This window comes from Halosaccharopolyspora lacisalsi (assembly GCF_014137975.1).
In the GTDB taxonomy this organism is placed as follows: Bacteria; Actinomycetota; Actinomycetes; order Mycobacteriales; family Pseudonocardiaceae; genus Halosaccharopolyspora; species Halosaccharopolyspora lacisalsi.
This window is the reverse complement of sequence record NZ_JACGWZ010000002.1, coordinates 557,193-569,794: the sequence shown is the minus strand read 5'-3', so window position 1 is coordinate 569,794 and position 12,602 is coordinate 557,193. Positions and strand designations below refer to the sequence as shown.

Here is a 12,602-nt window from a genome sequence, read left to right as displayed (position 1 = left end):
TGCGTCGTTTCGGTGTCCGAGGAGCAGACGAGGCCGCTGCGCACGATGACGCGGACGGTCGGCGCCCTGCGGGAGCACGACGTGCGGTTCGCCCTGGCCGGTGGCTGGGCGGTCTACGAACCGGCCCACGACGTCGATGTGCTGATCCGCGAGGAGGACCGGAGCGCGGTGCTGGACGCCGTCGAACGGTGGGGCATGGCGGTGCGGGATACCGTCGAGGACTGGCCGGTCAGGACCTACGACGGTCAGCAGCTCGTCGATCTCATCCACCGCCCCGACGAGCATCCGGTGGACCGGGCACTGTTGGATCGGGCGGAACGTATCCGGGTCGGTCCCGTGGCGGTGCCGGTCATGTCCGCGACCCACCTCGTCATCGACAGGATGCTGGTGTTCGGTCCCCATCGCTGCGACCTGGCCGAAACTCTGCTCATCGCGCTGTCCTGCGTGAGCAGCTCGACTGGGAGGTGGTGAGCCGGGGAACCGAGCACTCGCCGTACGCCGAGGCGTTTCCGCTGTTGGTCGAACGCCTCGGCATCGTCGAGCTCGCGGAGCCCGGGAAGAGCTCGGACGAGCACGGGGCCGAAGACGCGACATCGGGAGGAAATCACCGTGATCCGTATCGCAGCCGTCGGCGACGTTCATCTGGCTGATCACTCGCGGAGCAGCCTTCGACCGCGGCTGGAAGGCGTCGACGAGCACGCCGACGTGCTGCTGCTCGCCGGTGATCTGACCGACCACGGAAGCAGGGAGGAAGCTCGGATCGTCGTCGAGGAGATCGGTGACCTGCCGGTACCCGTGATCGGCGTGCTCGGCAATCACGACCACCACGAGAGCTGCCCCGAGGAGGTCGCCGCGATCCTGCTGGACGGGGGGTCCGAATCCTGGAGGGTCAGGCCACCGTCGTCGACCTCGCCGGGCGGCGAGGTCGACGACGCCGGAACCAAGGGCTTCGGCGGTGGATTCTTCGGCACGTGCGGCAGCTCGTTCGGGGAGCGGGAGATGAAAGCGTTCATCGACCACTCGGAGCGGGCGACCGGCGCGTTGCGCGAGTGCCTGAACGGGCTCGACGCTGAGTACCGCCTCTCCCTGACGCACTACGCCCCGGTGACCGCGACGCTGGGGGAGGAACCGCGTGAACTCTGTCCGTTCCTCGGTTCCTCCCTGCTCGCCGAGGCGATCGATTCCGCGGACAGCAGCTTGGCGCTGCACGGCCACGCGCATTTCGGCAGCGAACACGGCGTGCCGCCTGAGGGCGTCGCGGTGCGCGACGTGGCCCAGCCGGTGTTGGGGGAGGCTTTTCGGGTGTACCACCTGGACACGGCCGGTCCCGTGTAACCGGGTCGTCCCGCGCCGTGGTCAGCCGGGAGTGTAGGGGTCCCGCCCGGAACCGAACGTGTACATCCGGTCGAGCAGGGCGTTGTCGCCGGGGTCCAGCGGCTCGGGGGACTCGTGGTGACCGTCCCGGTTGCCCTCGGAGACCAGGAGCAGCCAGGAGGCGACCGTTTCGGGGTCCGGCATCACCGAGGCGGCGTCGGCCTCGGAACCGACCCGGTAGTAGTACCGCTGGGGGTCGCCGGGGCAGACGAGCACCCAGCCCCGGTGCGGGGTCCACTCGATGTTCACGTTCGGGGCCGCCCGAAGCGTGAGTTCGATTCGCCCGTCGACGTGGTTCGCCGAGGCGCTCGTCAGCTCCAGCTCCAGGACGTTCGTCGCCCGGCGGATCGCCTCGAGATACCCCGACAGGGCGGTGTCGAGCCCGAAAGTGTTCCTGGAGTGCTGCCGCAGCTGAGTGTCCAGCGCGAGGGGATCGGTCATCGTCACTACCTCGATTCCGCGTACGGATGGGGTCTCCGGCCTGTTCCGACTGAAACGAGGTTCACGGCGCCGTTGTTTCGTCCCCTCGGCGAGCGGTGAGACCCGTGAGGGCACTGATTGTCCGGCGGCGCGTTCGGGTGATCCGCTGTGAGGCCGAATACCGAACACACCGGGAGGCTACCGGGGTGAAGCCGATGATTCCACGGCGAGACGCTCCGACCCCAGCTGCGGGCGAGGGCGAGGGGGCCTGGCTGGAGACCCTGCAGCAGGGGCGAAGCTACTGCAGGACACCGGTCCGCTGGACGACTTCGACGTCTACGTCGTGGGGTTTCACTGCCCCGAGGCGGAGCCGGAATCGCAGATGGAGGCCCACCACTACTGCCACGCGGTCGACGACGACCTGATGTAGTGCGTGCTGTTCGACGGCAACACGCCCGGGCCCACCTGATCGGCATCGAGTACCTCGTCTTCGGAGCCCTGTCCGACACGTTGCGGGAGGAGGAGAAACCGTACTGGCACCCGCACGACTTCGAGGTGCTCTCGGGGCAGCTCATGGCCTCGGGACTTCCCGAGGTGGCGGAAGGGGACCTGTTCGAGCAACTCAGGAACTCCTGCGGAAAGACGTGGCACACCTGGCACACGGGCCGTCACGACGCGGGGCCGGGTGACGCCCTGCCGCTGGGGGAGCCGAAACCGATGTGGTCGTTCAACCGCGAGGGCGAGTGCGACGAGTCGCTGAAGCGCAGCCGCGACGAGGCCACGGACATCGGCGTGGAGCGCGCCCACGAGCAGCGGCGCTCGCTGACCGACCTGGCTCGTCCCCAGTGCGGAGTCGACGCGATGAGGGACCGGTTCACCGGGACGACCCCCGTACCGGGAGTGACCGACGCCGCTGAAAGCGAGTGACCCGGAATCGGTTGCTCACGGGCCGGGGGGGGGTCGGGTCCCGACGGCGTCTTCCGTCTCACGGGATGTCCGAACGGCTTGCGGGGCGGCCGAGGAGCAGGTGGGCGCCGATCCCCGCGATCAGGCCCCAGAAGATCGCGGCGATGCCGAGGATCGACACGCCGGAGGCGGTGACGAGGAAGGCGATCAGAGCGGCGTTCCTGGTGGCGGGCTCGGTGGTCGCTGACGCCAGCGAGTTCCCGATGGTCTCCAGCAGGCCGATACCGGCGATCGCGGTGATGAGCGCGAGCGGGAAAGCGGCGATGAGAGTGCCGAGGGTGGCGCCGAAGAGACCGAGTACCAGGTAGCACGCGCCGGAGACGATGCTGGCCCGGTAGCGCTGGCTCGTGTCCTCGTGGGCGTCGGGGCCCATGCACAGGGCAGCCGTGATCGCGGCGAGGTTGATCCCGAAGCAGCCCAGTGGAGCCAGCACCAGGTTGACCGAGCCGGACCAGGACAGGATCGGTGAGATCGGCGTTCGGTATCCGTGGGCGCGCAGCGTCACCACACCGGGCAGGTTCTGGGAGGTCGTCGTGATGACGAACAGGGGGAGGGCGAGGCTGATCGTCGTGGACAGGGACCAGGACGGCCAGGTGAGAACCGGTGTGGCCACGGCCAGGCGCACGGTGTCGAGCTGGAACGAGCCCTGCACGGCTGTCAGCAGCGTCCCCACCGCGAGCGCGATGAGCACCGCGTAGCGAGGTAGCAGCCTCTTGCAGAGCAGGTAGCTCACCAGCATCACCAGGATCAGCCAGAACCGTGTGCCCATCGCGGTGAACACGTCGGTGCCGAACTGCAGCAGTATGCCGGCCAACAGCGCCGAGGCGATCGACGAGGGGATGAGGTTCACGGCACGTTCGAACCATCCCGTGACCCCGACGAGCACGGTCAGCGCCGAAGCGATGAGGAAGGCTCCGATCGCCTCGGACAGCGGGGTACCGTGTGCGCTCGTGGCGAGCAGCGCGGCGCCGGGCGTGGACCAGGCCATGACGACTGGCGCTCGATAGCGCAGGGACAACGCGATCGAGGTGACACCGATGCCGATGCCGAGGGCGAGGATCCAGGAGGAGATCTCGGCCGGGCCCGCACCGACGGCTCTCGCCGCCTGGAAGACGATGGCCACCGAGCTCGTGACACCGACCAGTGTCGTCACACACCCTGAGACCACCACGGACATGGGGAGTGCGTGCGGCAGGCGCTGACGTGAGGACACGGGTCATCCGTCCGATTGTCGAAAATCTTTCGTTCTGTTTATAGAACGCAGTGATGCTAGGAGGTCCCGGTGGAGCTGGTCAAGGTCGTCGGCGCGAACCTGCGCGCGACACGCGTCCATCGCGGCCTGTCGCTGTCCGAGGTGGCCCGCCGTGCCGAACTGGGAAAGGGCACGCTGTCCGAACTCGAGGCCGGGCAGCGCAATCCGACGCTGGAAACGCTCTACGCGCTGGCCACGGTGCTCGGCGTGCCCCTGGGACGCCTGTTGATCACGGAAGCCGACCCGCCGGTGGAGACCGGGTTGGTCGTGCGGAGGGCCGACGAGGCCGAACTCCCCGGTCGGGCGGTCGACGTGCAGCTCGTGGACCGAACGATCGGCGGTGGCCGGACGCTGGAGATCTACCGGATTCACGTGCGCGCCGGGAACCGGTACGTGTCCCCGGCGCACCGCCCCAGGGTGATCGAGCAGTTGCTGGTGCACTCCGGAACGTTGGTGACCGGGCCGGAATCGGACCCCGAGACGCTCGGGCCGGGTGACTACATTCGCTTCGACGGGGGTGCGGACCACGTCTACGCGGCCACGGACGAGGATGTGGCCGGCACGCTCGTCATGCGGTACGTCGACGAAGAGGCGTCCGCGTTGTAGAACCGCCCGGTTTGCGCACGCCACACGCACGTTCGGCCACGTGTCGTGTCGAAGTGCGATCTCGTCCATGACTGGGCTCATGTACATCTGTACATACCGGTGTCGCTCGCCTATGGTGTCGAACTTGTCCCAATCCCCGACAGGAAGAGCCATCGGTGCCTGAAGAAAGACACACGAAGACCGAGTCGTCCGAGCGCCCGCCCGCTGCTTCGCGGAGCCGCTCCCTGATCAAGATCGGCGTGTTCGTCGCCGTGATGGCCCTCGCCTTGGTCTACGTCGCGGTCGCACAGCCCCACGTCTCCTGGCCCGGGCTGTTCGCGATGATGGCGTTCTACGCGCTGTTCTACTGGCTCGGCGCGTTCGTGGCATCCCGTCGCGGTGGCGGGCTGGCCGACACGATGGTCGCCGGCCGCAACATGCCGCTGTGGATCGGCGTGTTCACGATGACCGCGACCTGGGTCGGCGGTGGCTACATCAGCGGGGCCGCCGAGGCGACCTTCAACGACGGTCTGGCCTGGGCGCAGGCTCCCTGGGGCTACGCCCTGAGCCTGCTCATCGGCGGCATGTTCTTCGCCAAGAAGATGCGCCGTGGCCGGTTCACCACGATGCTCGACCCGATCGACATCCGCTTCGGCAAGCAGATCGCCGGACTGGGAGCGATCCCGGCGGTGCTCGGCGAGATCTTCTGGACCGGCGCGATCCTCACCGCCCTGGGCACGACCTTCGGCACGATCATCGGTCTGGACTTCGGCGTGTCGATCATCCTCTCGGCCGCCGTGGCGATCGCCTACACAGTGGTGGGCGGCATGTGGTCGGTGGCCATCACCGACGTCGTGCAGATCGTGCTCATCTTCGTCGGCCTCATCGCGGCCATCCCGTTCGCGGCCGCCACGGTCGGCGGGCTCGGCGATGCCTGGTCGACGTACGACATCGACTTCGGCTCGTACGCGGCGATGTTCCCGCCCCTGACCGGATGGGACGACCCGTCCTGGGGACACATGTACTGGAACTGGTGGGACTTCGGCCTGGCGCTGGTGTTCGGCGGGATCCCCTGGCAGGTGTACTTCCAGCGCGTGCTGTCGGCCAGCAGCCCGGCCAACGCCCGGCGGCTGTCCCTCGGCGCCAGCGTGGTGTGCGTGCTCGCCGCCGTGCCCCCGGTGCTGATCGGGATCATCGCCACCTCGGCCGACTTCCAGGCCCAGGGCGCACCCCCGCTGGACAACCCGTCGCTGGTGCTGCCCTACGTCCTGCGCTACCTCGTTCCGACCGGGGTCGCCGCACTCGGGCTCGGTGCGCTGGCCGCGGCGGTCATGTCGAGCGTGGACTCCTCCGTCCTGTCGGCCTCGTCGCTGACCGGCTGGAACGTCTACCGTCGCCTGGTTCGTCCCCAGGCCGGCCCCGCTCAGGTGCAGCAGGTGATTCGCAGGCTGATCGTGGTGATCGGCGCGGCGGCGACGATCCTGGCGCTGAACGTGGCCAGCGTCTACGACCTGTGGTACCTGGCCAGCGACCTCATCTACGTGCTGCTGTTCCCGATGCTGGTGTGCGCGCTGTTCGTTCCGTTCGCCAATCGCATCGGCGTGCTCTGCGGGTTCGGAGTCTCGCTGGTGCTGCGCCTGTCCGGTGGTGAGCCGACCTTCGGACTGCCTCCGTTCCTGCCCTGGCCCTGGTACGAGGACGGCTCGGTGCTGTTCCCGTTCCGGACGGTGTCCATGGTCGCCGGACTGGCGACCATCCTCCTGGTGTCCTGGCTGACGCGCCGGGTCAGCTCGCCGGTCCCGATGGCGGCGCTCGAACCGGACAGCGAGGAACGTCTGAAGTGGGGGCACGACATCGGTTCCTCGGACGCGCGAGATGACGAGGCCGCTCCGGCCTCCACGTAGGCGACCCGCGCGGTGACGGGCATCCGAAGGCCTCGAGGCCTTCGGATGCCCGTCACCGCTCAGTGCCGACATCACCGTCCTTCGTGCTTAGCGGATCTGTCGCTCTGGGGCAGAGGAGAACTGCAAGAGATAATATACATAGATATATCAGTACAGACTAAAATTAACCCGAAAAATCAACCCCAAAACCAGCCGAGAAGAGATACCGGTAAGGAACGTGTCATGAGCCGCCATTGCGATGCAGGGTGCGGTAGACGGTCCTCTTGTTTCCGTCGTACTCGGTGCCCGACGCGCTGGTCTGGGCATCGCGCTGCACCGTGCCGGTGGTGGCGAAGCGTTGGCGGTAGGCGGTGGGGGTGGTGCCGAGGTGGCGGGTGAAGGCGCGGCGGAGGGTTTCGTCGCTGCCGAGTCCGCTGCGCCGGGCCGACGAGGTGACGCTGTGCCCGTCGAGCAGGAGTTGTTGGGCGCGCTCGAGTCGGACCCGCTCGACCCAGCGGGCGGGGGTGGTGCCCAGTTCGGTGTGGAACAACCGGCCCAGGTGCCGTGGGCTGACGGCCGCGGCGCGAGCCATGGCGGGCAGGCCGTGATCAGCGGTGGGGTCAGGGCTTCCAGGGTCCGATGCGGTCCCGGCGGCGGCGCTGTTGGCGTGCGGTGGGCACGTCGAGGCCCTGGCCGCGTTCGGTGAGGGCCTCGACGACAGCGGTGCGGTGCTCGAGGGGTTTCTGGTCGTCGTATTTGAACTTGGCGACCACGTCGGTGACCTGCAGGTGCAGGCCGCGGATGCCGGGCAGCATCCGACCGTAGGGAGGCTGGTCGACGGCGATGGGGGCGTGGTCGCCGTCGGGCTGGAAGTGGGCCATCTGGCGGCGCAGCAGTTCGGCCTTGGCCTCGGGACCGTCGACGATGCTGGCGCGACAGCTGAACTGGACGGTCGCGTAGTAGCTGGTGGGCACACCATCGGCGAGCGGTGTGCCGGCCTTGGCGCGCCAGGGACCGGGGATGAAGGCGTAGTCGCCGATGACCGTGAAAGCGACGTGCGGGTCATGCTCGATCGCCGTCCAGACCGGATTGGGCCGGGCGAGATGGACGAGCAGGTGATCTCCGTCGGAGGTGAAGTGGGTCGGGACGACGACGGGCGGATGGCCCGGCCGACCGTTGACGCACAGTTGTCCGAAGTCGTGGCCGTCGGCGATCCAGCTCTGCCATTCGGCGTCGTCCAGGCTGGCTTCCCAGGGCTGAACCAACATGGCGTTATCCTTCCTGTCGGTGGGAGCGGTGAGCGTACTCAGGTCGTGGCCAGCAGGCTCACGGCGACGGCGGCGGTGCCCAGGCCCACGAGCTGGCCGCGGTGGATGCGTTCGGCGGTCGCGCCGCAGGCGAGCAGGACCGTGCCGGCGGGGTAGAGGGCGACGATCACGGCGACGATGCTGAGGTTGCCGCTGCGGGCGGCGAGCAGGAACAGCAGGTTCGCCACGGAGTCCAGTGCCCCCGCGGTTGCCGAGAGCGCGTACGCGGGCCGTTCGGGGCCGAGCTTGCGGTGCATCAGTCCCGCCGCGGCGAGAGTGATCGTCGAGGAGACCGCTCGGCCGATGATCAGCGGGGCCACTCCGCTGTCGGACGGTGCCTGGTGCAGAAAGATCAGCTGGCCTGCGATGGCGGCGCCCGCGCCGAGTGCGAGCAGCAGCGCGGTCCGTGAGGGGCGTGCCGCGCCCGCGCCGGGGCTGGCGCTGACCAGCACCACCGCCACCAGGGCCAGTGGCAGGCCCGCCAGTCCGGCTGCGGCCAGGTGTTCGCCCTGCAGCAGACCCACGCCGACGGGCAGCGCGGCGGAGACCAGTGCGGTCACCGGTGAGAGCACGTTCATCGGGCCGAATGCCAGGGTGCGGTAGAGCAGGGCGAACGCGGCGGCCGAGGCGACTCCCGACAGTGCGCCCCATCCCACGGTCGCGGCGCTGAACGAGGCGCCGAGCAGTGGCCACAGCAGCAGTTCAACCGCGAGGCTGGCCGGGGCCGCGATCATCACGGTCCGCAGCACATGCGCCCGACGGGCGCCCAGGCCGCCGAGGAAGTCGGCGCACCCGTACGCGAGCGAGCTGCCGAGGGCCAGTAGCAGAGCGATCACGACACATCCCCATACTAGTCAATGGAACGACCAGACAGTACGGTAGAATGACCACAAGGGTCAACCGAACGACTGTATGGTTCATTGAAATGACCCACTGTGAAAGTGGTGATCACATGGTTGAAACGACGGCAGCACTCCGGGCGATCGCCTCCAACGTCCGAGCGGCCCGCATCCGCGCGGGCCTGACCCTGGAGGAACTCACCCGGCGCGCCCAAGTCAGCAAGGGAGCACTGGTGGGGCTGGAAAAAGCCGAGGGAAACCCCAACCTGGCCACCCTGGTCCGGCTGGCCGACACCCTCGGCATCTCGGTGTCCGCCCTGATGCAGGAAGCCCCCGAAGGCCGCGTCCGCGTCGTCGCCGCCGAGGCCGTGCCACCACTGTGGACCGGAGAACGGGGCGGCCAGGCACGCCTCGTGGTGACGACCTCGGGACCGGCCCCCACCGAGGTCTGGCACTGGCAGCTGGAACCGGGCGAGGAATATCCCAGCCATCCCCACCAGGCCGCAGTCGTGGAAACCGTCAGTGTCACCTCCGGACGGATGACCCTCGTCGTCGACGGCACCGCACACGCCGTCGATACCGGGCAGACCGCCATGTTCGACGCCGACGCCCCACACGCCTACCACGGAGCGGGCACCGAAACCTGCCACCTGATCATGACCGTCCACCTGCCACCCGACCCCGCTTCCACAACCTGACCTGCGCAGCGCACACGACCTTCAGAGGGTGGGGACCGGATACGCCGGAAAGGGGCCGCGCTGTTCGTCCCCGATGGTCAGCAGTTCGATCAATGGCCCATGCGTCGTGGATCATTCGCCTGAGGCGCGAAACGACCGTCCGTGGTCGGTGCGTGCTCAAGCAATCGTCGGGCAAGCGTTCGGGTTGACGGAACTGTCTTTACCGGCACGCTCACGCCCGGCCCACCAGCGAAAACGCTGAGTTCGTCCGTTATTGGTCCGGCAAGCAGCCGGATTGCCCGGATATGCGTCCGGACTCGCATGGCTATGCGGTCACCATCCGTCGAGTTCCCACGGCCCCTTTCAGGCGTATCCGGTTCCCAGCCGAAGGGCAAGCTGCTTCGGCAAGCAGCCCAAGCTCTCGCCGAAGCAGCAGGCCGAGCTGCGGCGGATGCACGCCAGCGGCGACTACACGATCACCGACCTCACCGAGCTGTTCTCCGTGTCCCGACCGACCGTGTACCGCACCCTGCAGCGCAATGGCGGCTCATGACACGTTCCTTACCGGCACCCCGAGAAGGACACTGAGGAAACCTCACAACACACCTCGGCCCCCAGCGGCGATGTGGGGATTGACGCAGGCTCACCCACACGAGGGACCGGCCGGGACGATGGTGCTCCTACTTGGGCAGCGTCCTGGACGGGTTCAGGGGTTGTGCTCGTCGGCCCGACGCATGTGCGGGCAGTACGGGAGGGTTCCCCCGATGCCGGGCCAGTCGAGCGCGGTCCAGAAAGCGGTGGCCTCGGCGGTGTCGGTGATGGTCGACGTGCTCCACTGGTAAGCGGGGTGGGCGCTCAGGATCGCGAACACGGCGTGGGAGGCCAGACCGCGTCGGCGGACGGCGGTGGCAACCCGCACGCTTTCCAGGACCCCGAACCGACACTCGGAGCAAGTGCGGTAGTCCAGGTCCCCGACGGTGTCGCCGCCCAGGCGGATCTCCACACGGGACACTCCCGCCGGCATCCGCGGGGCGTGCTCGACGAGGTCGACGGTGAACCCGCACACCACGTTCCCGTCTCGACCATCGGGATCGGTCGGGTCGGGCTCTCCCATGGCCTCATGGGAGCACGAATTCGATCGCGGTGCGAGCTTGGTGACGCCCTTTCCCCGCGTGACCTCGGTGGATGGGTCCTTCGGCATTACCGTAGGAGTGCGTCGGGGGTGATGGGAAGCTCGCGCAGGCGGATGCCGGTGGCGTGGTGGGCGGCGTTGGCGATGGCGGCGGCCGCGCCGACGATGCCGATCTCGCCGATGCCCTTGGCGCCCATCGGGTTGACGTACGGGTCGTCCTCGTCGATCCAGGTGGCGTCGATGTCGCCGACATCGGCGTTGGTGGGGATGTGGTACTCGGCGAAGTCGTGGTTGACCACGTGACCGAACCGGGTGTCCAGCACGCCGACCTCGTGCAGGGCCATGGACAGTCCCATGGTCATGCCGCCGATGAACTGGGAGTGCGCCGTGCGGGGGTTGATGATGCGTCCCGCGGCGAACACGCCCAGCATCCGCGGCACTCGGATCTCCCCGGTGTCGGCGTGTACGCGTACCTCGGCGAACTGGGCACCGTGGGCGAACATGGCGAACCGTTCGGTCTCGGGGTTGTTCGGTGTCGTGCCGCTCGCCTCGGCTCCGATTTCGGGTGGGCGACCGTGGGTGTCCTGGAGTGCGCGGGCGGCTTCGACGATCGCCGTGCCCCAGGTGGCGTTTCCCGTCGAGCCGCCCGCGACGCTGGCTTCGGGTTGCGCGGTTTCGCCGATGCGCAGGTCGACGTGTCCGACGGGGACTTCCAGGGCGTCGGCGGCGATCTGGGTCAGCGCGGTCCAGGTGCCGGTGCCGATGTCGGTGGCGCCGATGTCGACTCGGTAGTGGTCCGCTGCTTCGACGCGGATGGTCGCGGTGGACACCGCGCGGAGGGTCGGATAGATCGAGGAGGCCACTCCCGTGCCCACGAGCCATCCGCGTTCCGTCCGGGAGGCGGGGGTGGGGTCGCGGTGGTGCCAGCCGAATCGGTCGGCGCCTTCGCGCAGGCATTCGACGAGGTGGCGGCTGGAGAACGGTTTGCCCGTTTCGGGGTCGACGTCGGGTTCGTTGCGGGCGCGGAATTCGACGGGGTCGATTCCGCACTTCAGTGCCATCTCGTCCACGGCCACTTCGGGGCCGAACATGCCGGGGCACTCGCCGGGTGCTCGCATCCAGGACGGTACGGGCACGTCCAGGGCGGCGAGCCGGTGGCTGGTGCGCCGGTTCGGGGCGGCGTAGACGTTGCGGGAGGGTACGGCGGTCTGTTCGGCGAATTCCTTGACCTTCGAGGTCCATTCCACGACGTCGTGGGCGAGTGCCGAGAGTCGGCCGTCGGTGTCGGCGGCCAGTCGTACTCGTTGGATGGTGGGGGTGCGGTGTCCTGCCAGGGAGAACATCTGTTGGCGGGTCAGGGCGAACTTCACCGGTCTGCCCTCGACGGTCCTGGCGGCCAGTGCCGCGAGCACGATGTGGGCGTGCGGTATTCCCTTCGAGCCGAATCCGCCGCCGACGTGGGGGGCGCTGACGTGGATTCGTTCGGGGTCGAGGCCGATCACGGGGGCCACAGTGGTGCGGACCGTGTGTGCGCCCTGGGTGGAGTCGTACAGCGTGAGCTCGTGGTCGTTCCAGAGCGCGACGGTGGTGTGCGGCTCCATCGGGTTGTTGTATTCCAGGGGCGTGGTGTAGGTGGTGTCCAGTGTGACGGGTGCGGCGGACATCGCCGTGTCGACGTCGCCTTCGTCGGTGTCGGCTGGGAAGGACGGGTTGACGGCTTCGGGGGTGTAGAGGTCGCTGCGTTCGGAGGACAGTTCGGCCTCGTGCGGCCACTGGGCGTAGGAGATTCGCACCAGTCCGGCCGCTTGTCGTGCGGTCTCGGGGGTGTCGGCGATGACGGCACCGATGAGCTGGCCGCGGAAGGAGACCCGGTCGGTTTGCAGTACCGCCAGTTCCCGATCTTCGGTGGAGGCCAGCCGGGGTGCGTTGACGTGGGTGAGGATGGTGATCACCCCGTCGAGGGCTTCGGCTTCCGCGGTGTCGATGGCCGTGATCTGGCCCAGTGCGATGGTGGCTTGCACGGGGTGGAGGTAGGTGGCGTTGTCGACGACGCGCTCGAAGGCGTAGGGCGCTGTTCCGGTGACCTTGCTGCGTCCGTCGAGGCGCTGGAGTGCGGTGCCGATCGCGTATGGCGTTACCTGGCTGGTCATCGTCTTCCCCCACCGAG

15 protein-coding genes are annotated in these 12,602 nt (G+C 68.3%); 8 read left to right on the top strand and 7 right to left on the bottom strand.

The genetic code is table 11. From position 1 onward, the window contains the following. Positions 1–12 precede the first annotated feature (12 nt). Together FHX42_RS10435 and FHX42_RS10430 are read left to right on the top strand one after the other, a co-directional pair. Positions 13–471 (top strand): hypothetical protein, encoded by a 459-nt coding sequence (locus tag FHX42_RS10435; RefSeq protein ID WP_182544017.1) that lies wholly within the window; start codon positions 13–15, stop codon positions 469–471. A 138-nt stretch (positions 472–609) separates the two neighbouring features. Further along, positions 610–1,335: a metallophosphoesterase family protein gene (locus FHX42_RS10430; protein WP_182544016.1), complete on the top strand. Its 726-nt coding sequence runs from the start codon at positions 610–612 to the stop codon at positions 1,333–1,335. Positions 1,336–1,356: 21 nt separating this feature from the next. Here FHX42_RS10430 and FHX42_RS10425 read toward each other — a convergent pair whose 3' ends face one another. After that, positions 1,357–1,815: a DUF6292 family protein gene (locus FHX42_RS10425; protein ID WP_182544015.1), complete on the bottom strand. Its 459-nt coding sequence runs from the start codon at positions 1,813–1,815 to the stop codon at positions 1,357–1,359. Between the two features lie 322 nt (positions 1,816–2,137). Between FHX42_RS10425 and FHX42_RS27360 the strand changes: the two genes are divergently transcribed. Together FHX42_RS27360 and FHX42_RS10420 are read left to right on the top strand one after the other, a co-directional pair. Continuing rightward, positions 2,138–2,224: a hypothetical protein gene (locus FHX42_RS27360; protein WP_328796063.1), complete on the top strand. Its 87-nt coding sequence runs from the start codon at positions 2,138–2,140 to the stop codon at positions 2,222–2,224. Then, positions 2,224–2,721, top strand: coding sequence for a DUF1264 domain-containing protein (locus tag FHX42_RS10420; protein ID WP_328796028.1), 498 nt, complete (start codon positions 2,224–2,226; stop codon positions 2,719–2,721). Before FHX42_RS27360 ends, FHX42_RS10420 begins: the two co-directional genes overlap by 1 nt. Before the next feature lie 58 nt (positions 2,722–2,779). On the opposite strand, the gene FHX42_RS10415 is transcribed toward FHX42_RS10420, so the two are convergent. Beyond that, positions 2,780–3,937, bottom strand: a complete 1,158-nt coding sequence (locus FHX42_RS10415; protein ID WP_182544251.1) for a benzoate/H(+) symporter BenE family transporter — start codon at positions 3,935–3,937, stop codon at positions 2,780–2,782. 105 nt (positions 3,938–4,042) lie between these two features. Between FHX42_RS10415 and FHX42_RS10410 the strand changes: the two genes are divergently transcribed. Then, entirely contained in the window at positions 4,043–4,618 is a 576-nt protein-coding gene (locus tag FHX42_RS10410) for a helix-turn-helix domain-containing protein (protein ID WP_182544014.1), read from the top strand. Positions 4,619–4,773: 155 nt separating this feature from the next. Beyond that, on the top strand, positions 4,774–6,501 hold the full coding sequence (locus FHX42_RS10405) for a sodium:solute symporter family protein (protein ID WP_220480111.1): 1,728 nt from the start codon (positions 4,774–4,776) through the stop codon (positions 6,499–6,501). Positions 6,502–6,721: 220 nt separating this feature from the next. On the opposite strand, the gene FHX42_RS10400 is transcribed toward FHX42_RS10405, so the two are convergent. The 3 genes from FHX42_RS10400 to FHX42_RS10390 are packed head-to-tail and all read right to left on the bottom strand — an operon-like array spanning position 6,722 to position 8,623. Continuing rightward, positions 6,722–7,072, bottom strand: a complete 351-nt coding sequence (locus FHX42_RS10400) for a helix-turn-helix domain-containing protein (protein ID WP_235987167.1) — start codon at positions 7,070–7,072, stop codon at positions 6,722–6,724. A gap of 28 nt (positions 7,073–7,100) precedes the next feature. After that, on the bottom strand, positions 7,101–7,748 hold the full coding sequence (locus FHX42_RS10395; RefSeq protein ID WP_182544013.1) for an FMN-binding negative transcriptional regulator: 648 nt from the start codon (positions 7,746–7,748) through the stop codon (positions 7,101–7,103). Positions 7,749–7,786: 38 nt separating this feature from the next. After that, positions 7,787–8,623, bottom strand: a complete 837-nt coding sequence (locus FHX42_RS10390) for an EamA family transporter (protein WP_182544012.1) — start codon at positions 8,621–8,623, stop codon at positions 7,787–7,789. 116 nt (positions 8,624–8,739) lie between these two features. Here FHX42_RS10390 and FHX42_RS10385 point away from each other — a divergent pair, with 116 nt between their 5' ends. Further along, positions 8,740–9,324, top strand: a complete 585-nt coding sequence (locus FHX42_RS10385; protein ID WP_182544011.1) for a helix-turn-helix domain-containing protein — start codon at positions 8,740–8,742, stop codon at positions 9,322–9,324. 274 nt (positions 9,325–9,598) lie between these two features. After that, positions 9,599–9,856, top strand: coding sequence for a helix-turn-helix domain-containing protein (locus tag FHX42_RS10380; RefSeq protein ID WP_235987166.1), 258 nt, complete (start codon positions 9,599–9,601; stop codon positions 9,854–9,856). Between the two features lie 153 nt (positions 9,857–10,009). On the opposite strand, the gene FHX42_RS10375 is transcribed toward FHX42_RS10380, so the two are convergent. Both FHX42_RS10375 and FHX42_RS10370 read right to left on the bottom strand, forming a co-directional pair. Beyond that, positions 10,010–10,417, bottom strand: coding sequence for a hypothetical protein (locus FHX42_RS10375; RefSeq protein WP_182544010.1), 408 nt, complete (start codon positions 10,415–10,417; stop codon positions 10,010–10,012). Between the two features lie 86 nt (positions 10,418–10,503). Beyond that, a complete protein-coding gene (locus FHX42_RS10370; protein ID WP_182544009.1) occupies positions 10,504–12,585 on the bottom strand; it encodes a xanthine dehydrogenase family protein molybdopterin-binding subunit in 2,082 nt (693 codons plus the stop codon). Between the last annotated feature and the right edge of the window lie 17 nt (positions 12,586–12,602).